The sequence below is a fragment of the Litoribrevibacter euphylliae genome (genome assembly GCF_042646085.1).
GTDB lineage: Bacteria > Pseudomonadota > Gammaproteobacteria > Pseudomonadales > Litoribrevibacteraceae > Litoribrevibacter > Litoribrevibacter euphylliae.
Genome location: NZ_JBHRSZ010000005.1, coordinates 92,273 through 112,252, shown reverse-complemented (window position 1 = coordinate 112,252; position 19,980 = coordinate 92,273). Strand labels below are relative to the sequence as shown.

Sequence of the window (19,980 nt, the reverse complement as noted above, 5' to 3'; positions counted from 1 at the left end):
TTATGACTGAGCACCGCGATTATGTTGCCCTTGAATGGGTAAAAGGTGAAATTGAAGAAACTTTGAAGCAAGCGGAACAGGCGCTTGAAGCTTATGTTGAGTCGCCAGAAGATGGCACTCGCATGCGTTTCTGTTTGACCTACATCCACCAGGTACATGGTACGCTTCAGATGGTGGAGTTTTATGGTGCTGCGCTTCTTGCCGAAGAAATGGAAAAGGTTGCTCAAGCTCTCATTAACAATAAAGTGCCAGAGCCTAAAGAAGCGCAAGAAGTGTTAATGCAAGCTATCTTGCAATTGCCAGGCTATCTTGAACATTTACAGTCGGGTCGAGAAGATATACCTGTAACTCTGCTCCCCCTCCTTAATGACTTACGCTCAGCTTGTGGCGAAAGTCTTCTGACAGAAACTTCTTTGTTCAGTCCAAATCTGAGCCCATTAAAGTCGGAAGGCGAATTTTCATTTGCGTCTTCGGAAATTAAACAAAAGCTTAAGCGCTTACGAGAAGCTTATAAGTTAGGTTTCTTGGGTATTATTCGTAACACAGGTCTAGACAAAAGTTATGCCACACTGGCTAAAGCATGTATGCACCTTGAGCAATTGTGTGGTGAAGCTCCGATGGCCCGCTTATGGTGGATTGCAGGGGCGGTCATTGAAGGGATGTCCAATAATACGGTCGAGGACAGCTTTGCCGTTAAAACTCTGTTGCGCCAACTGGAAAAAGAGATAGGTCGCTTAATCGCTGACGGCGACAAGGCGCTGAATGATCCTGTGCCAGAAGAGTTGGCCAAGAATTTACTCTACTACGTTGCAAAATCGAAATCAGAAACGCCTTCAGTTCGCAGTATTAAGCAAGTGTTTGGATTGACTGCGGCACTGCCTGAAGATCAGGGTAATCAAGCTCTGCAGGGGTCTTACAAATCTGCAATGGGCTCTGTTGTCGAGGCGCTTTCGGAAGAACTCGCAAATCTCAAAGAACGATTTGATCTTTTCACTCGTTCATCAGAGTATGACTTTGAGCGCTTGACTGAATTGGCGACGAGTTTCAAACAGATTGCGGACACCCTTGCGGTATTGGGCTTGGGGCCTCAACGCAAAGCCTTGCTGGACCAAATCGATAAAATTAATCATTGGGTATCTGAACAAGAGAAGCCAGAACATTCAGAACTGATGTCGATTGCCAGTGAATTACTTATGGTCGAAGTGGGCCTTAATGCATCGGCGTCACGAAAGGCAAAGAGCACAGTTACTTCTGATATTCCGATAGATGCGTTAAACACCGCTCAATCTGCGGTGGTTAAAGAATGTCGTAACGGATTAGAACAAGTTAAAGACGCCATTATTGGTTACATCGCATCACAATGGAATGCTTCTGAAATTGCCCCTGTACCTGAACTGCTCAAAGGCGTGGAAGGCGCTTTGGCAATGGTGCCTCAGTTATCTCAAGCCTCGTCAATTCTCTCGCAGACACGCGAAATCATCGAATCACGTTTGTTGTCTGAAACGCCGGAAGAACCAACGTGGGATATGATGGACAGTCTGGCGGATGCGGTTGCCGGTGTTGACTATTATCTTGAGCGTGTTGCTGAAAACAGCCAGGAAGAAGGTGGTTCGGTTCTGCAGGTTGCTGCTGAAAGTATTGCTTCACTGACTGGTCAGTCATTGGAATCCTTAGGCTTTGAAGCTGAAGATACGCCGCTTTCTGAGCATGATTATGGCGATGAGATTGATTTGGATGTCGCTGCTGAGGATAGTTCAATTGCTTCGGTAGACGATAATGTCAGTTTGGATCTACCTGTCCTCGATGAGACGGTATCGGATTCAGCTGAAGATGCTAATGAAACTATAGAGTTGGCCGCCCAATCTGCTGATGATTTTACACCTGAGTTTTCTGAAAAAGGCCCTATTGCGGGGTTGGAAGAAAGCTTATCTGAAGTACCCGATGATGAAGAGCTGCCAGAGCTTGAACTGGATAGCATTGATCTTAACTCTACTGAGGATGCTCTTGGTTCTGACATTCCTGTACTTGAAACCTCTGATGATGGGTTAGATCTCGGTCTGGTTTCTGAGGAAAGAACTGATCTTGAATTTGAGCTTCCTGATGTAACCGATGACTCTTTGATACCTCAATTAGAGGTTGAAGAAGAAATTGAGCTGGGTCTGGATGCAGACATTCCTGAAATAACCACTTCAGACGATCTGAATGTAGGAATGGCTTCTGATGATGAACTAGCCTCTCTTCTTGAAGAGGAGACTGTCATCACTGAAAGCGCTGAAGTTTCTGCCGATAGCGCTTCCGAGAATGACGCTGTACCTGAAACGGCTGCTGAGACCGAAGAATCGGATAGTATGATTGATGATGAAATTATCGAAATTTTCATCGAAGAAGCCGAAGAAGTTCAGGAAACCATTGCCGAGTTCTTACCGCAATATAAAGCGGACTATGAAAATATTGATGCACAAACGGAAGTAAGACGTGCATTCCATACGCTGAAAGGCAGTGGACGTCTTGTTGGTGCGGAACAGGTCGGGGAGCTGGCCTGGAAAATTGAAAACATGCTTAACCGTGTTATCGATCAAACGATTCAGGCCTCACCTGATCTATTTGCTTTGATTGATGACGTGTGTGGTGTCTTGCCTGAGTTGGTTTCTGCTTTTGCAAAGGGTGAGAAGGCAGCTATTGATACTCAGAGTATGATGGATGCGGCAGACGGCATTGTCGATGGCAAACCATATCAGGCTCAAGATCTTCAAGAGCAGAACCTTGAAGATCAAAGCCTTGAGAATACTTCTGAGGAAATCAGTGATCTAGACGTATTGTCAGAAGTGAGTTTAGACACCGCTGACTTGAATGCGGACATCGATGTTAACGATGTGGAAGAAGAGCTTTCGCTCGATCAGTTAACTGCGTCTGAGGACAGTCTTGCATCAGACGATACCGAAGAGTTTGATTTAGCGCCGGAAGACATTACCGCTCAGCTCGCTGAGTCTTTGTCTATTCCTGACTCTGAATTGGATACCTTGCCAACTCTGGAGTCGTTAAGTGAAACGGATGATCTCAGTGATGAGATTCTTCTGGATAGCGAAGAATCATCCAGCTTATTAGAAATATTCCGTGGTGAAGCCTTAACGCATCTCGATGTATTGGATGCCTACGTTGAGGAAAATCTCTATAAAGATTCTGCCCTGCTAACGGATGATGTTCAGCGTGCTTGTCATACCTTAAAAGGTAGTGCTCATATGGCGGCGGTTACCCCAATCGCTGATTTTGCTGGTACGTGTGAGAAAGTCGTTAAAGAGGCGCGCGCTGCGCATTTGTTGGCAGACCAATTATTGGTTTCTCAACTCAAGGATGCCGCGAACTGGATTCGCGAAGCGGTCGCTGAATTAGAATCTCAGGTTACCGTGACGTTGGAGATTGATAGTGATTGGTTAGAAACTTTTACTAATTCGCAATCTCGTTTGCCGAGTGAAACCCGTCGAGATGACGCAGACGCGCCAACCAAAGTTGATACATCTCCTGATCATCAAATGATGAATATCTTCCTTATGGAAGGTATGGATATTCTTGGTGATATTGAACTGGTGATTCAACAATGGCGTGCCGATGCATTAAGTACGCAACTTGCGAATGATCTGGATGCGGAATTTGAAACATTAGCGAAAGCGGCGCGGATGGCTCGAGTCAATGCGTTTGCGGACGTAGCGGAAGCTTTAAATCATCTGATCAAAGACATTATCCGACTGGATGGAACTCCGAACGCACAATTCTTTGATGTGTTGGATTCAGGTTACGAGTCGCTAGTGTCGTTGATGGATCTTCTTGCAGCAGGGCAAGCGCTGGCGTCGACCGAAGCCAAAGTTTCTGAAGTGAATGCGTTGAGTCGTCCTGAACTGGTTGATCCGCTAGAAAATGTAACTCTCGAAGACGTACCGGAGTTAGCAACCAGCGGGGTTCATATTTCAGAAGATGACTTTACTTCACTGGTGGAAGCTGAACTTTCTGAGTCTCTTGAAGAACTCGAACTTGCGGATTCGGAGGAAGACGACTTCACATTGGATGAGTTAGCGTCTGATGATGATCTGGCGGCGTTGGTTGATGAGTTCGATGAATATGGAAGTGTTCAGGACGCTGAATCGATTGAAGCGACAGAGGTCGTTGAAAGTGTTGCCGAAGACGAGGAAGAGGACAGTGAACTTGTTAGCATCTTCCTGGAAGAAGCCGACGACATCGTGTCTCATCTGGATGAAAACCTACAGCAGTGGCGCGGACAGCTGGATAACGCTGAACCAGTTCAGGAACTGCAACGTGCTATTCATACCTTAAAGGGTGGCGCTCGCCTTGCTGAGATTAAGCCGATTGGTGACTTGTGCCATGAATTGGAAAATCTTTATGAAGGTTTATCGGAAGGGCGTTTTGGTTTCAGCGAGCCGTTAATTGAGTTGCTGCAAGATTGCCATGACGCCATTGCAACACAGGTTTCAGACATTCATGAAAATAAAGAGCCTGTATCGTATCCGGAACTAGAGCAGCGAATCCTTAATCATATGTCGTCTGCTACCGAGAGTGAATCGTTAGCAGAGAATAATGAGATTGATGAGCTGAGGGAGCAAGCGGATCAAGAACTGGTTGATTCAGCACCGCAGTCGCTGAGTGAGAATGTAGATCCGGAACTGGTGGAAATCTTCCTGGAAGAAGCGGAAGAAATTCTGGACAGCATTACTGAGCATCTTGAGCAATGGGCGGATCAACAAGACGACTTGACGCCAGTTGCTGAGCTTCAGCGTGAATTGCATACGTTGAAGGGAGGCGCGCGAATGGCCGAACTGTCTCCGGTTGGAGATCTGGGCCATGAGCTTGAGAACCTCTATGAAGGCTTGGTGAACGGTATGTTCACCAGTTCAGAAGAATTAATTGAGTTACTAAGATCTTGTCACGACCGTCTTGGCGATATGATTGAGGCGGTGCAGCGTCAACACATGCCAAGTGCAGCTCCAGATTTGATTGAAGCGATTACACAATATTGTCGTACAGGAAGCTACGATGAAGCTGTGTTGCATCAATCTTCAAATCTGACATCGATGGATTCGGAATCCGATGACACTGAAGAAGTGAAGGATGCGATTGAGGTTGTTGATAGTGAAGATGTTGTTCTTGAACCTGAGGCAGAAGCACAAGATGACTTCGACCTAGCCTCGTTGGATCAAGAGAGTGTTACTTCTGATTCGGATGAATTATCTGAAATAGACACCTTACTTCCTGACCTGGATGTTGATGAGTCACTGGATGATAGTGACGTCGACGACAGCAATTTTGAAGCCGCGTTAAGCGAATTAGATCTTGGTGACACTGATTCTTCTGAGGATTCCAGTGTTGAATTTGTCAGTGAGCTCGATGACAGCGATACAACGCTGTCAGAGTTACCTGATGATCAAGTCACTGCTGACGACAATGATTTTGACTTGAGTGTGCTTGGCATCTCTGCGCTAGACGCAGCGGCCTTAGAAGTTTCTGAGATCTTTATTGAAGAAGCGTCAGAGCTGGCAGAGCTACTTGATAATGCCTGTCATGCCTGGGCTCAAGATCCATATGGTTCGGCCCAAAAAGATGAAGTATTGCGAGTCCTTCATACGCTCAAAGGCGGTGCTAAGCTGGCCAAATTAGATGTGTTAGCACAGCAGTCTCATGATTTAGAGACCCATGTAGAAGAGAGCTCCGATGATTTAACGGAAGCCTTCTTTGTCGATCTTCTTGAGCGAGTGGATCAGATTGGGCAGGCGATTGAAGAGCTGAGTTCTGGGGCATCGCATGCTGAAGATGGAGAGGATAAACTCGACAGTATTACCGACCACAGTCAGATCTTGAACGAAGATATTCCAGAACTCGATCTTTCTGAAATAGAGAGTGAGTTGGAGTCGTCATTCCTTGAAGAGCCTTCTCAAGCAGATGATGTATCTGCTGACGTCTTTGAATTATCCGATGAAGATTTACTGGAAGAGCTGACGCACCTTGATGACGATGAAGAAGCGCCAGAAGAGTTAATTCTAGGCGATGAGATTCTCGCAGAACGTATTCCAGCACCAGAATTTGGTCCATCTATTCGTGAAGCTTTGTTGGATCAAAATGCCAAAATGGGGCAGGAAGCCGTTAAGGTTTCTGCGGATCTTCTGGAAAACCTAGTTAATTTGGCGGGTGAGACCTCGATCACGCGTGGTCGTTTAGAAACCGAAGTATCGGACATTGGTTTCACGCTCGAAGATATGGACATGACGGTTAGTCGTTTACGTGACCAGCTGAAGCGTCTTGATATCGAAACTCAAGCACAGATTTCTTATCGTACAGAAATGCAGCAAACGCATGCGTACGACGACTTTGATCCATTGGAGATGGATCGCTATACCAATATGCAGCAGTTGTCTCGTGCATTATTGGAGTCGGTTACCGACATTTTGGATTTAAGAGCGACGCTTGAAAATAAAGTTCGCGATTCTGAGACCTTATTGCTACAGCAGTCCCGAATTAATACTGAGTTGCAAGAAGGATTAATGAAGACCCGAATGGTACCGTTCAGTCGTTTGGTGCCTCGTCTTCGTCGAATTGTTCGTCAAGTGGCTCAGGAGTTGGGCAAACAAGTTGACTTCAAAGTGAATAACGCCGAAGGCGAAATGGATCGTACGGTTATGGAACGTATGGTTGCGCCTCTAGAGCACATGCTGCGTAATGCGGTTGACCATGGTGTTGAAATGCCTGACGTTCGTAAGAAAGCAGGTAAGAAAGCCAAAGGGACAATTGAACTGTCGGTGAGTCGTGAAGGCGGTGATGTGGTGCTAAGACTCAACGACGATGGCGCGGGTGTGAATCTTGAGGCTGTTCGCAATAAGGCGATTGAACGCAACCTGATGAAGCCAGACGCAGACCTTACTGAACATGAAGTGATGCAATTCATTTTCAGTCCAGGGTTCTCGACGGCGCAGAAGGTCACGCAAATTTCCGGTCGTGGCGTCGGTATGGATGTGGTAAACAGTGAAATTAAGCAGCTGGGTGGAAATATCACTATTGATTCAGAGTACGGGAATGGCTCTGAGTTTGAAGTTCGCTTGCCTTTCACGGTATCTATGAACCGAGCCTTAATGGTGAAGGTTGGTGATGATCTCTATGCGGTACCTTTGAATACCATTGAAGGTATTGTTCGGGTTAGTCCTTATGAACTTGAAGAGTTCTATAAGGAAGGCGTCGAGATGCCTTATAACTATGCGGGTAAAGAGTACCGCATGGAGTATATGGGAACGTTATTGAAGTCTGGTCATCGACCTAAGCTGCAGGGGCAGGTGCTGCCACTACCCGTGTTGTTGGTTCGTGGTGCTGAGCATCCGATTGCCTTACAAGTCGATAGCTTGATGGGTAGCCGTGAAGTGGTTGTGAAGTCGTTGGGGGCTCAATTCAGTAGTGTCGATGGGGTCTCTGGTGCGACCATTTTGGGTGATGGTAGTGTGGTGATCATTCTTGATCTCGCTGCGCTGATCCGTGCAGAACACGCTCGCTACATTGAACAGGCCAATCAAGATTTGGTGGCGGCCGAAGAGACCACATCTTCTGATCGACCTTTGAAGGTTATGGTGGTTGATGATTCGGTGACGGTACGTAAAGTTACTTCACGGGTGCTGCAGCGCCAAGGCTATGAAGTGTTTACTGCTAAAGATGGCGTGGATGCGATTGCAAAACTTCAGGATGAGCGCCCTGATATCATGTTGTTGGATATTGAAATGCCGCGTATGGATGGTTTCGAAGTGGCTTCTCATGTTCGACACAATGAGCAGATTAAAGATCTCCCGATAATTATGATCACTTCCCGTACAGGTGAAAAACATCGAGATAGAGCTATGTCTATCGGGGTGAACCATTACATGGGGAAACCATTCCAGGAAGCGACATTATTAGAAACCATTGAGTTGTTGGTTGGTAAATAAGAAGGTATTGGATTGGGTATTGCAGGTTGTAAAGTTGGTATTGTCTCGGACCAACCATTAAATAAAAGTACTCTTAGCAAAACGCTGGAAGAGCTTGGGTTGGTTATTGCTCTCAATACTTCTCCTGACAGAGTTACACCGGAAGACATCAAGAACGAGATGATTTCGGCATGGATTATTGACTTGGCGGATGAAGATCGCTGGTCGGATTTTTTGGATGATTTGTTGGATTTGGCAACCGCACCGTTGTTATTCGGTGAAGGGGAAGTACCGGTATTTAACAGCGATGGTTTCAAGCGTTGGCAGCGACGTTTTCATAAGAAGGTCAAAGAAATATTAAGCCCAACTGAGAGCATTAATATTCCTGCTATTGAAATTCCAGAGATACCTGATTTATCAGTACCGTTCAACAGTAAGGCTTCTGGGGCAGAGACTTCTTCTCCTTTAAAGGAGGATCAGCCGTCAGAGCGTCTAACCTTGCCTGAAAACTTATCAGGCGTTTGGAAGAAAGGCGCCCCAGCTCCTTATGTATGGATTCTTGGTGCATCCTTGGGTGGGCCTGGCGCCGTGAAGCGTTTTCTTGATGCCTTGCCCGAAGGCTTACCTGTGGGCTTTGTTTACGCTCAGCATATTGATAATAACTTTCTGCCGGTCCTACATCAGGTTCTTGGGCGACACTCGGTGTTTGATATGCGCCAGTGCGCACACCGACGTAAAGTCGGCATCGGCGAAGTTCATATCGTACCGGTTAATCATCAGATTCAAAGCTCAAAGTCGGAAGGTGTACTCTTTCTTCATAACCGGCCTTGGCAGGGATTATATAGCCCTAATATTTCCCATGTAATGAAGGAATTTGCGCAATGCTTCGGCCCGGATACGGGCGCTATTGTTTTCAGCGGTATGGGCGATGATGCCTCAGACGGTGCGATGGCAATGAAGGAAGCGGGTGCTGAAGTTTGGGTGCAGACCTTGAGTACCTGTGCCAGTGCCTCGATGCCTGAAGCCGTATTAGCTACCGGGCGAAGCTCGTTCCAGGGGACGCCTGAAGAGCTGGCTGCGAAACTGGTACAAACCATTGCTTCCCGTCATGGGGATGCGGTGAGAATTGATGAGCACGGAGACGATGTCTCCGTTGATGATCCTATTTATCCGTATTAATTTTTAGGGCATAACTGCTTTGCAGGTATGAGTTCTGCGGAGTAATTTACCAATCAAAGGAATGGCATCATGTCAGAACAAACGAATCAGGTTGCTTGTTTAAGAATACCTAAAGACCCGAATAATTTGTTATTGCCCAATGTGTCTGTGGCTGAAGTGATTCCTTATCAACAGCCTATCGCAGAAGAAGGGCCTGATTGGTTTCAGGGCTACTTTCTATGGCGTAATACCAAGGTTCCGGTGTTGTCATTGGAAGTGATCAATGGTGATGCGCCGTTGGAATTGACTGAACGTAGTCGTTTGGCGGTCATTAATCGTCTTTCTGCTAGCTCAAAGTTTGATTTCTTTGCGATACCGATTAAGGACTTACCCACCTTGGTTCGTGTGAATGAGGACGACTTGAAACCTGCGGATGAGAGTCTTGGGAATTCGGATCTGAGTGTTGCCCAGTTGGATCAATTTACGGTGGTAATTCCTGACCTCGAAAAGCTTGAAATCATGGTTAATCAAGCCCTTTAAACCGCAATACCATTCGATTAGAGAGAGTCTCTACTCTTTTTTCTTACTGTAGAGACCACTACAGCACTATTACGTGCTGTATCGGCTCTAAAAGTCTCCCCACTCATATTGCATCAGCGTCAGTGCTGCCAGGCTTGCAGTTTCCGTTCTTAATACTCGTGGCCCCATAGCAATCGATAGGAAGCCATGTAGCTCACTTTGTGCGATTTCTTGCTCGGTTAATCCGCCTTCCGGACCAATTAACAACGCAGTTTGGGTGGGTGTGGATAACTCTTTTAGGTTGGTGGTCGCTCGATGATGGAGGGTGATTCGAGTCTCTTCGTTTCGCTGTTTAAGCCATTCTTCTAACGTTATAGGTGTGTGTATCTTAGGTACCCGGTTTCTTCCACACTGTTCACAGGCGGATACTGCAATCGATTGCCAGTGATCCACTTTTTTCTGGATACGATCGCCTTTGAGTTTTACCTCGCAACGCTCAGCCCAGATAGGAGTGATTTCTGAAACGCCCAGTTCGACTGATTTCTGAATGGTAAAGTCCATTCGATCACCTTTAGAAATACTTTGGCCGAGGTGGATATGGATGGGGGATTCCGTATTGATATTAGATACTTCCAGCACCGTCACTTGGGTTTTGTTTTTCCCTTCAAAGGCCGTGATTTCAGCCAATACCTCATAGCCTTCGCCATCGAACAGATACAGCTGCTGATGTGGCTTCATCCTCAATACTCGACCGAGATAGTGGCTGGTATCAGGATCTAGCCATAAGTTGTCAAGGTTGGCTTCTAGTGCTTTGGTATATATACGGGGTATGCGCATGGTGTGAAATCTATAGTGTAGGCCAGCAGTTGTAATGAACCGGATTGTAAAGATTAGCGCTGATTTTATCCACGATGGATTGTTTGCTGTTCTATATATCACGGCTTGGTTTTTTGAGGTTGGAGGTAGATGCTGTTGAGCAATGACGTTGAATGGTTACCTATGCTGATGGGGTTGCTGGGCGGACTTGCCTTATTCTTGTATGGCATCGGTAAGATGTGTGACTCGTTGCAGGAGATCTCCGGTCGTCGTTTAAAAAGCTGGTTGGCGTCTGTGACTAGAAATCGCTGGTTAGGTGCTTTCTCTGGGGCAACGGTCACCGCGGTGATCCAATCTTCGTCAGTCACTACTATTTTGGTGGTTGGTTTTGTCTCTGCTGGTCTGATGAATATGACGCAATCGATCGGCGTCATTATGGGGGCTAACATCGGCACTACGGTGACTGCACAGATCGTAGCATTCAAAATTACGAAATTATCACTTGTCTTTGTTGCGGTGGGATTTAGTTGCCACTTCTTTGGTAAGGAAGAGAAAATTAAAGCCTACGGCAGCGCGATCCTGGGGTTGGGGCTTTTATTCTTGGGCATGAACATAATGAGCGATGCGATGGCGCCGCTTAGGAACTATCCGCCCTTTCTGGAACTCATTAAAAGCTTATCGAATCCGTTGCTTGCCATTGTGGTGGGTACCGCGTTCACTACATTGGTTCAGTCGTCATCTGCCACAACAGCGATTGTGGTGGTCATGGCAGGGCAAGGCTTTATTGGTTTAGAGGCGGGCATTGCGTTAGCTCTGGGGGCGAACATAGGAACCTGCATTACTACCGCTGTGCTGGCTTCGATTGGCAAAACGGTGGAGGCCAAAAGAGCAGCGAGCATTCATGTGATTTTTAATCTTTTAGGTGCTTGTCTTTGGTTACCTTTAATTTCTGAATTGGCACGCTTAAGTGTATTTATTTCTCCAATATCGAATGACCTTTCGGGCATCGAGCAAGCGGTGAGAGATACACCGAGACAAATTGCGAACGCCAATACCCTATTCAATGTCATTAACACCTTCCTGTTTTTGCCCTTTGCTCAGAGTTTAGGACGCCTTGCCTGTTGGTTCTTTCCTGAGCGTCCTGCTCCAACAAAAGACATTGTTGTTGCTAAATTCCTCGACTCTGCGTTGGTGGATTCTCCGGCGTTGGCATTGGCGCGTGTTCGGCTTGAAGTGACGCACATGGGCGGTTTGGTCATTACTATGATTTCCCGCTTTGGAAAGGCTCTTGGTACGCAGGCGTTAAATAAGCTTCATGAGTTAAATAAGATCGATGATCAAGTGGATGTGCTGCAAGAAAAACTACTTAACTATCTGGGTTCGATAAAGCGAAGCAGTTTAACCAATGCTCAGATGCAGGAAGTCGTGCAGTTGATGGCGACCATAGATCATATTGAGCACGTAGGTGATGATATTTCTGTGGGGTTATTACGAGTGGCTCGAAAATCCGTAGAGTTTGAAATAGAGATCAGTGAAGAAACTCAGCAGGACTTCCAGCAGTTGTTTGAGAAGCTGGAAACGGCTTTTGCCTATGCCATTCGTTCTGTCGGGTTTGAAGACCAAAAAGCAGCACAGGAAGTGTTATCTCTGGACGATGAGATTGAGTCTTTGATCAGTCGAGTGTTAGATCGCCAAGCCAAGAAATTAAAAGGTTCTTCGAATCGGGCCATGGTGTTTCGGATTGAAATGGCATTTTGCGAACAGGCTCGACATATTTATTCACTGTCACGGCGCATTGCAATTTTAGTCTTGCCTAAACACATTGCGCCGGATGCTTAATCTACTAAACACTCCAAGCATTAATGGCTGGGATTCCAACGAAACACGTAGTACTGACTGTGTTCACCCTTGGAAACGGTATCGACTTTGATGTCGGCATGGTGCTTTAACCACATAATGGCGCGTTTAATATTGGCGTCTCGGTGGCCTTCATCGGCGAGATGATCAATCAGTTGGTACTGGCTAACTTCTTTCTTTTGTTCAATGTATTTGAGAGATAGAGCCAATTCGGAGCTTTTAGCTTCAGGTCGACTCTTAATCAGCGCAGATTCTTGCTCTTGCGAGGTTTTTTCAACGTTGTTTTTGACCAGCTCTATTTTGGTATCTTTAAGCAGGCTAACCGCTTGCTGGAAATCGCTGTCTTGGATCTCTACTTCTAGATCAACGTTAGATTCTCCGATACTTCCTTTGATGGTCAGTTTCATGGCTGATAGCGTTCCTGTAGTAAAAACGTCTTTGAAACAGGCGTTTATGGCAAATAGATGAGAAGGAATTTCTCTTGATTCAACATAGCTACCAACACTCTACACAAAGTCCCTACAGATAAGAAGCACAAAAAAGGCAGAGCTGGGATCACCAGTTCTGCCTGGAAGACAGTTTATTCGTGGATCGACAAATAAACTGTTAAACGGAAAATGAATTCTATGAGCGTGTCTTAAGCGTCTTCGCCAAGCTCCAGATTACGCCATACCGCTAAATTCGGTGCCGCTTGGTTTAATGTATAGAAGTGCAATCCTGGTACGCCTTGATCGACCAACTCTTGGCACATTTCTGTGACCACTTCTTCACCAAACTTCTGAATGCTTTCAATGTCGTCGCCGTAAGCTTCAAGTTGTTTACGAATCCAGCGTGGAATTTCTGCACCACACGCATCAGAAAAGCGGGCTAACTTGCTGTAGTTAGTAATTGGCATGATGCCCGGCACGATTGGAATTTGAACGCCTTTGGCTTGAACTCGATCTACAAAATAATAAAAGGAATCGATGTTGTAGAAATACTGGGTAATGGCTGAGTTTGCGCCCGCTTCGACTTTACGAACGAAGTTATCAAGATCGTTTTCAAAGTTTTGAGCTTGTGGGTGCATTTCAGGGTAGGCCGCGACTTCCAGTTGGAAATGATCGCCGGTTTCTTCACGAATGAACTCAACCAGTTCATTGGCATAACGCAATTCACCTGATGATGCCTTCATACCGGATGGCAAATCACCACGCAGTGCCACAATACGGTTAATGCCGTTTTCTTTATAAATATTCAGCAAGTCGCGGATTTCAGCTTTTGAATCACCCACACAAGATAGGTGAGGGGCTGCAGGAATGCCCATGCTGTTCATTTCAGTTACGATGCTTAGAGTACGGTCGCGTGTGGAGCCACCCGCACCGTAAGTCACTGAGAAAAACTCAGGCATTTCAGTTGCCAGCATATCGCGTGTTGCTAATAACTTTTTGTGGCCTTCTTCCGTCTTTGTTGGGAAGAACTCAAAACTTAATCTGAAATCGCTCATAATTTTTCTCAATCTGTCATTCAATCATTCTAGAGTTTCGCTCGTAACGGTATAGCTAAAGCCGTAGCGAGCGACTTAGATTCGAGGCAAAAACTTCTTTGGTGGCGGAGTGTACTGCTGTACATGAGCAAGCCAAAGAAGTTTTTAACAAAGAATCTATAAGCGCAGTAGGCTCAACAAATTAGTATTTGTAAGACTCTGGCTTGTACGGCCCATCAACATCCACATTGATGTAGGCTGCTTGGTCTGTGGTCAATTGAGTGATCACACCACCGAAGCCTTCAACCATGTCTTTTGCTACTTCTTCATCCAGTTTCTTAGGTAGCACTTTCACATAGATGCTTTCTTTTTTCTCTGCTTCCATTAGATCCGCAAATTTACGCTCGTATAGGTAAATTTGAGCCAATACCTGGTTAGCGAATGAACCATCCATGATACGGCTTGGGTGACCGGTAGCATTACCTAGGTTAACCAGACGACCTTCAGAAAGAAGAATCAAATGATCGTCAGCGGCTTTGTCACGGTAGATTTTGTGAACTTGCGGTTTAACTTCGTCCCACTCCCAGTTCTGACGCATGTACGCTGTGTCGATTTCGTTATCGAAGTGACCGATGTTACATACCACTGCACCGCTCTTAAGCGCTTGAAGCATGTTGGCATCACATACGTTAACGTTACCGGTAGTAGTGACGATGAGGTCTGTTTTACCAAGAAGGTCTTTGTCGATACCGTCTAGTTTGCCGGTGTTAATGCCGTCGATGTACGGTGATACTACTTCGAAGCCGTCCATGCAGGCTTGCATCGCACAGATTGGATCAACTTCGGTTACCTTAACGATCATGCCTTCCTGACGAAGAGACGCCGCAGACCCTTTACCTACGTCACCGTAGCCGATCACAAGTGCTTTCTTACCAGAAAGAAGGTGGTCAGTACCACGCTTGATGGCGTCGTTCAAAGAGTGACGGCAGCCGTACTTGTTGTCGTTTTTAGATTTAGTGACTGAATCGTTTACGTTGATTGCAGGCACTTTCAGCTCGCCTTTTTCCATCATTTCCAGCAGACGGTGAACACCAGTAGTCGTCTCTTCAGAAATACCGTGGATGTCTTTTAGAAGTTCTGGGTACTTGCTGTGAACCATTTCAGTTAGGTCGCCGCCATCATCAAGGATCATGTTCGCATCCCAAACGTCGCTGCCATCTTTCTCAGAAAGAATGGTTTGCTCAATACACCACAAGAACTCTTCCTCTGTCTCGCCTTTCCACGCGAAAACAGGGATACCTGCGGCTGCGATCGCTGCGGCTGCGTGATCCTGAGTAGAGAAGATATTACAAGAAGACCAACGGACGTCCGCACCCAGATCAACCAAGGTTTCAATCAAAACGGCGGTTTGAATGGTCATGTGGATACAACCCATGATCTTGGCACCCGCCAGAGGTTGTGATGCTTTGTACTTACGACGAAGCGCCATCAATGCTGGCATTTCACCTTCAGCGATTTGAATTTCCTTACGGCCCCATGCTGCATCCGCTTCGAATGCTTCTGGCGTTTGTGCTGCTACTTTGTAATCGGTAAATGACATGTTCTTTTCCTTTTTAAAGCCTGAGAGTTACTCAGGCTTGGATAATGTTCTTTCGCTATTAAAGACCAGCTGCTTTTTTCAGCTCATCTACTTTGTCGGTTCTTTCCCAAGTGAAGGCAGTGAAGGTCTTAGACTTCTCTTCGCCTTGGTCAATGTAAGTATAAGTATGCTCGAACGGTTCGCGACCGAAGTGACCATAGGCGGCTGTGATTTGATACATAGGGTTTAGCAGCTCAAGTTGGTTCTGAATCGCGTATGGGCGAAGGTCAAAGACTTCACGAATCACTTTCGCCAATTCGATGTCGGTCAACTTGCCAGTACCGAAGGTGTTTACAGAGATTGACGTTGGCTCTGCCACACCAATTGCATAAGACACCTGGATTTCACACTTGTCTGCTAGACCTGCCGCTACAATGTTCTTAGCTACATAACGACCCATGTACGCTGCAGAACGGTCTACTTTTGATGGATCTTTACCAGAGAATGCACCACCACCGTGACGAGCCATACCGCCGTAGGTGTCAACGATGATTTTACGTCCTGTCAGACCTGCGTCACCTACTGGGCCACCGATAACGAAGTTACCAGTTGGGTTGATGTGGTATAGGGTATCTGATGTTAGCCACTCTTCTGGAAGTACTGGCTTGATGATGTTTTCAAGTACGGCTTCACGTAGATCTTCCAAAGAAATGCTTGGATCGTGCTGGGTAGAAAGAACGACGGCATCAATCTTAGGGGTGTCGCCTTCCCAGTTAATGGTGACCTGAGATTTAGCATCCGGGCGCAACCAAGGCAAAGTGCCGTTGGTGCGAAGTTCAGATTGACGTTCAACCAAACGATGCGCGTAATACACAGGCGCTGGCATTAGACTTGGTGTTTCGTTAGTTGCATACCCGAACATTAGACCTTGGTCACCGGCACCTTGGTCTTCAGGCTTAGCACGGTCAACACCTTGGTTGATGTCAACAGACTGCTTACCAATACCGTTAAGCACAGCACAAGTTGCACCGTCGAAACCAACGTCTGAGCTGTTATAGCCAATGCCTGTGATCACATCACGAACGATGTCTTCAAGATCCACATAACAAGCAGTGGTTACTTCACCGGCTACGATTGCCATCCCTGTTTTAACCAGAGTTTCAACCGCAACACGTGCATATGGGTCACGTGCAATAATGGCATCAAGTACCGCATCAGAGATCTGATCGGCAACTTTATCCGGATGACCTTCTGATACTGATTCAGAGGTAAAAATGCTGTATTCACTCATTCCTATATCCTTTTTATTGTTAGGGATCGTATTACCTGCTCGATCCAGGTTAACCGCATGTTGAATTAGTTCGGAGTAGACAACTTCCGGTAGATCAACACTTGAATTTGAAAACCGTTCCTCAGTGCCAGGAATTGCTGGCTCTCAGGTGTTAAACCAACAATGTTGGCCCAGCGATCGATGTCGCTTTGCTCAAAGCCTAGCCATAGGTCGCCGCAATGATCTTGCGTCCACTTCTGGTCATGAGCACATAATTCAGTAATTAATAAGTAGCCGTTGTCTTTTAAAGACGATGCGGCTGATTCGATCAATTGTTCTGGGGCAGGTACGTGGTGAAGTACCATGTTGCTGACCACAAGATTGGCTTGATCGGCACTTTTTAGGCTGCTGGCATCGGCGTGGAGTAAATCTATGTTGTGGATTTCTGCTACCGTAGCACGTGCTTGAGCAAGCATTTCTTCCGAGGTGTCGATTCCGACCACCTGGTCATAGCTTTCGGCCAGTTCTACTAACATCTCACCCGTGCCTGGGCCAAACTCGATGGCCAGTTGATCACCTTGTGGCGTGAGATCCCGAATCAGATCCGAGGTGAACGGGCCGTAATCTTTCCAGCTGGCAATTAGGTCTTGCTGTTCCCGGAAGCGCAGGGCGTTCTTCTCAAAGAATTGACGCGATAATTGAGCGCGCTCTTCGTAGGTTTCCGATAAACGTTGCTGGATACTTTCAGGTAATACCGTTTGATCCACAGACACGAATAAGGTGTCGATCAAAGGTTTCAGTGCATGTTGTTCAAGATTGGTGGTGCGGCGGTAAAAAATTGAATTACCTTCTTTACGAGTTTCCACCAAGCCTGCGGTGGCCATCACTTTTAAGTGGTGGCTCATGCCGGATTGTTTGGCATCAAAGATTTTGCACAGCTCCATCACCCCAAATGATCCGTCACGTAATGCACGAAGAATATCCAGACGTAATGGATCAGCACTTGCTTTACACAGTTGCGCAAGTTTGGCGGTGTCGATAGAAGCGTTTTGATTCGCTTCTGCAGATGGGCTAGTTAAGTTCATGGGGAACTAGACTAGCACTCTGAAGTGTGAGGTCAAGATCTATATCGAAATTTTTTGATATAGATTTGCATCTGGCGAGATAAATATCCTACAGATAAGAAAAAGCCTTTGAGAGTAGTTTGTACTGAGCACCCTCAAAGGCTTTTCGATAGCACTTTGTTCGCAATATGAAAGATGTAAGCAAAGGCTTAATTTTTATCCGTATCTGTTGATAGGTCGGCGCCTTCCGCTTCTATCTCGGCTTGTTTTTCAAGGAAGCCGGCTGCTTCTTCATCATGCGCCAGGCGTTGCTCGGTAGGAATTGCACGGGTTTGCTGGTTGAGCTGATGAATCTGAGAGGCATTACCTAAATCACGCTCGCTGGTGATGGCGGCAATGGATTCTCTGTCTTTCAGGAAGCCGATGACGTCTTGTTTGATTTCCTGAAGTTCTTGCTCGTCCTTGTGCATTTCCAGAATGTAACGTGGGAATTCCAGATTTCGCATGCCGGTGGAGGCAAAGGTGGTAGAAACGATACGCGAGACAATCACCCATGGAGTGATGCTGCTGCGAACTAACACATTTTCAGAACGGGTGCTGTCGTGAATGCCAGTACCGGTGGAGATTTTTGATTCGGTAAAGGTGCCTTCACACTTAAAGTAGATCAGCATGGATTCAAACTGCATTTCCGCAAAGAATAAATGTGCTGTGTTGCTGAGTAGGCCAGCAAAAGATTTCACCAGTACGCCAATGACAAACAGGTGTAAGGACACCACTACTACATCCAGGGTGGATTGAATTTGGTCGATGGAGAGATTCTTGATGCTATCCGCGACAGTCATGCCCTGTTGGTAAACATCAATCAATGAGAAAGCCAAAAAGACGGATAGGATGGAAGCTAATACAAAAAGCACATTGCCCGTTAGCAAAGCGATAAAGCGGGTTTTGGTGAAGAGTGCCCCGAGTTCAAGGGGTTTAACCTTCGGCTGAACTTCCTGGATCATTTCGCCTTTGAAGCCGCCTTTACCATCCACTTGTTCGTTTAGTTCAGGGTCAAGCTCTCGGTACACTCGGTTGGGTACTTCCTTGTAACGACGATTAGCCATTACTAGGTTATCCAGGTTAATGAATATTTCGTTTGGATGAACAGATTCTTGCCAGTTTTCTCTGAGCTCGGAGACCTCTGACTTGCTGATGATGGCGTTTAGACGTTTTTTCAGCATGATCAGCAATGCACTACTGCAAGCAGCGGCGATGGCTAGAATGCCAATAAGGTAGGCGCCAACATGAAAACTTGGGATTATTTCTAACCAGTGAGAAATGTCTTCGGGGGTAAGTCGCGTCTGGTTAATGACCCAGGACGCAGATACGCCGATGAGCACAGGCAGAATCAAAGACATGCTAATGATCTTTACCAAGGCTCCGCTGCCCAGGGATTCAATTTGTGTCTCTGCTTTGCGGGAAATGGCTTTACCAGCTGCTCTCCAGGTTAGCAGCATATACATCATCAAGACTGCAGAATAAACCGGGAAGATTAACTCGCCGACGCTTCCTGCAAATCCGGCCAGGGAGATGAAAGCCACCAAGCCATACGCGCACAGTGCAACCAGAGTGCTGATCCAAGCGCCAAACAGTCTTTGAGCCATGTTGCGAATCGGGTACGGCATAAAAAGCAATTTCGGTAACAGGCTATGGAGCAAGCGGGCAAGGAACCCTTGTGGTTCTACAAAGGTAGTGTTTTTACGGCCGACCAGCATTTCTTCTAGGTCTTTGGCGGTGTAGGCAACGTAGGGCTTTTCTTCTGCAGCGGTTGAACTTTCGGACTTACTGTAGTTTAGGGCCAGAGACGTTGGGTGGTTGCGGCCAACAAAGTATCTCAGGGTTGCATAAATGCCGGACGACAGCGATTTAATGCCCAAGCCTAGCGTGACCACGCCGAATAGCATTAAGATCCAGCCACTGGCTGCGTCTTCTTTTACTTTTCCTGCTGCTAATATCAGCAGAAAGATACCTAGACCGCTTTGTATTAGTCCACGTACTGCTGTGACGTAACCTTCTGCTTTAAAAGGATTCTTTAATCCCAGATCTATTGATCCGTAATCAAACGCCATATGTTCTCCTTGCTATAAACTTTCCGAAATAAGGTCCTAACCGGGTGAAATGGTATTGTAAGCCAGTTAGAGTAAATAATGATGCCTATATTGTTAACTTTTTATGTCCGAGCAGGCAAAGAAAAAACCAGCTTAGATTCGTAACGTTTTTGATTTTACTAAAATTTCACTATCGCTGAATTGTGGAAGGTTGGGTTG

At 46.3% G+C, this 19,980-nt stretch carries 11 protein-coding genes; 4 read left to right on the top strand and 7 right to left on the bottom strand.

What is annotated here, in order from left to right; genetic code table 11:
* Positions 1-2 precede the first annotated feature (2 nt).
* The 3 genes from ACFOEK_RS13280 to ACFOEK_RS13270 all read left to right on the top strand — a co-directional run bounded on the left by ACFOEK_RS13280 (position 3) and on the right by ACFOEK_RS13270 (position 9,644).
* Entirely contained in the window at positions 3-7,967 is a 7,965-nt protein-coding gene (locus ACFOEK_RS13280) for a hybrid sensor histidine kinase/response regulator (RefSeq protein ID WP_386721734.1), read from the top strand.
* A gap of 12 nt (positions 7,968-7,979) precedes the next feature.
* Positions 7,980-9,125 (top strand): chemotaxis protein CheB, encoded by a 1,146-nt coding sequence (locus ACFOEK_RS13275; protein WP_386721732.1) that lies wholly within the window; start codon positions 7,980-7,982, stop codon positions 9,123-9,125.
* Between the two features lie 69 nt (positions 9,126-9,194).
* The gene (locus ACFOEK_RS13270) at positions 9,195-9,644 is read left to right on the top strand and encodes a chemotaxis protein CheW (protein ID WP_386721730.1); all 450 of its coding nucleotides are present in this window, start codon (positions 9,195-9,197) and stop codon (positions 9,642-9,644) included.
* Between the two features lie 87 nt (positions 9,645-9,731).
* Here the strand turns inward: ACFOEK_RS13270 and ACFOEK_RS13265 are convergent, their stop codons facing one another.
* The gene (locus ACFOEK_RS13265) at positions 9,732-10,460 is read right to left on the bottom strand and encodes a 16S rRNA (uracil(1498)-N(3))-methyltransferase (RefSeq protein ID WP_386721728.1); all 729 of its coding nucleotides are present in this window, start codon (positions 10,458-10,460) and stop codon (positions 9,732-9,734) included.
* A 129-nt stretch (positions 10,461-10,589) separates the two neighbouring features.
* Here ACFOEK_RS13265 and ACFOEK_RS13260 point away from each other — a divergent pair, with 129 nt between their 5' ends.
* Positions 10,590-12,278 carry a Na/Pi cotransporter family protein gene (locus tag ACFOEK_RS13260; protein WP_386721726.1) on the top strand — a complete coding sequence of 563 codons (1,689 nt, stop codon included), beginning with the start codon at positions 10,590-10,592 and terminating at the stop codon, positions 12,276-12,278.
* 20 nt (positions 12,279-12,298) lie between these two features.
* Here ACFOEK_RS13260 and ACFOEK_RS13255 read toward each other — a convergent pair whose 3' ends face one another.
* From ACFOEK_RS13255 to ACFOEK_RS13230, 6 genes are all read right to left on the bottom strand, one after another.
* Positions 12,299-12,703 (bottom strand): hypothetical protein, encoded by a 405-nt coding sequence (locus tag ACFOEK_RS13255; protein ID WP_386721724.1) that lies wholly within the window; start codon positions 12,701-12,703, stop codon positions 12,299-12,301.
* Between the two features lie 230 nt (positions 12,704-12,933).
* Positions 12,934-13,779: a methylenetetrahydrofolate reductase [NAD(P)H] gene (gene metF / locus ACFOEK_RS13250; RefSeq protein WP_386721722.1), complete on the bottom strand. Its 846-nt coding sequence runs from the start codon at positions 13,777-13,779 to the stop codon at positions 12,934-12,936.
* 181 nt (positions 13,780-13,960) lie between these two features.
* Positions 13,961-15,358: an adenosylhomocysteinase gene (gene ahcY / locus ACFOEK_RS13245; protein ID WP_386721720.1), complete on the bottom strand. Its 1,398-nt coding sequence runs from the start codon at positions 15,356-15,358 to the stop codon at positions 13,961-13,963.
* Between the two features lie 58 nt (positions 15,359-15,416).
* Positions 15,417-16,628: a methionine adenosyltransferase gene (gene metK / locus ACFOEK_RS13240; protein ID WP_386721718.1), complete on the bottom strand. Its 1,212-nt coding sequence runs from the start codon at positions 16,626-16,628 to the stop codon at positions 15,417-15,419.
* 65 nt (positions 16,629-16,693) lie between these two features.
* Positions 16,694-17,692: a metalloregulator ArsR/SmtB family transcription factor gene (locus ACFOEK_RS13235; protein WP_386721716.1), complete on the bottom strand. Its 999-nt coding sequence runs from the start codon at positions 17,690-17,692 to the stop codon at positions 16,694-16,696.
* 188 nt (positions 17,693-17,880) lie between these two features.
* A complete protein-coding gene (locus ACFOEK_RS13230; RefSeq protein WP_386721714.1) occupies positions 17,881-19,782 on the bottom strand; it encodes a hypothetical protein in 1,902 nt (633 codons plus the stop codon).
* Positions 19,783-19,980 lie beyond the last annotated feature (198 nt).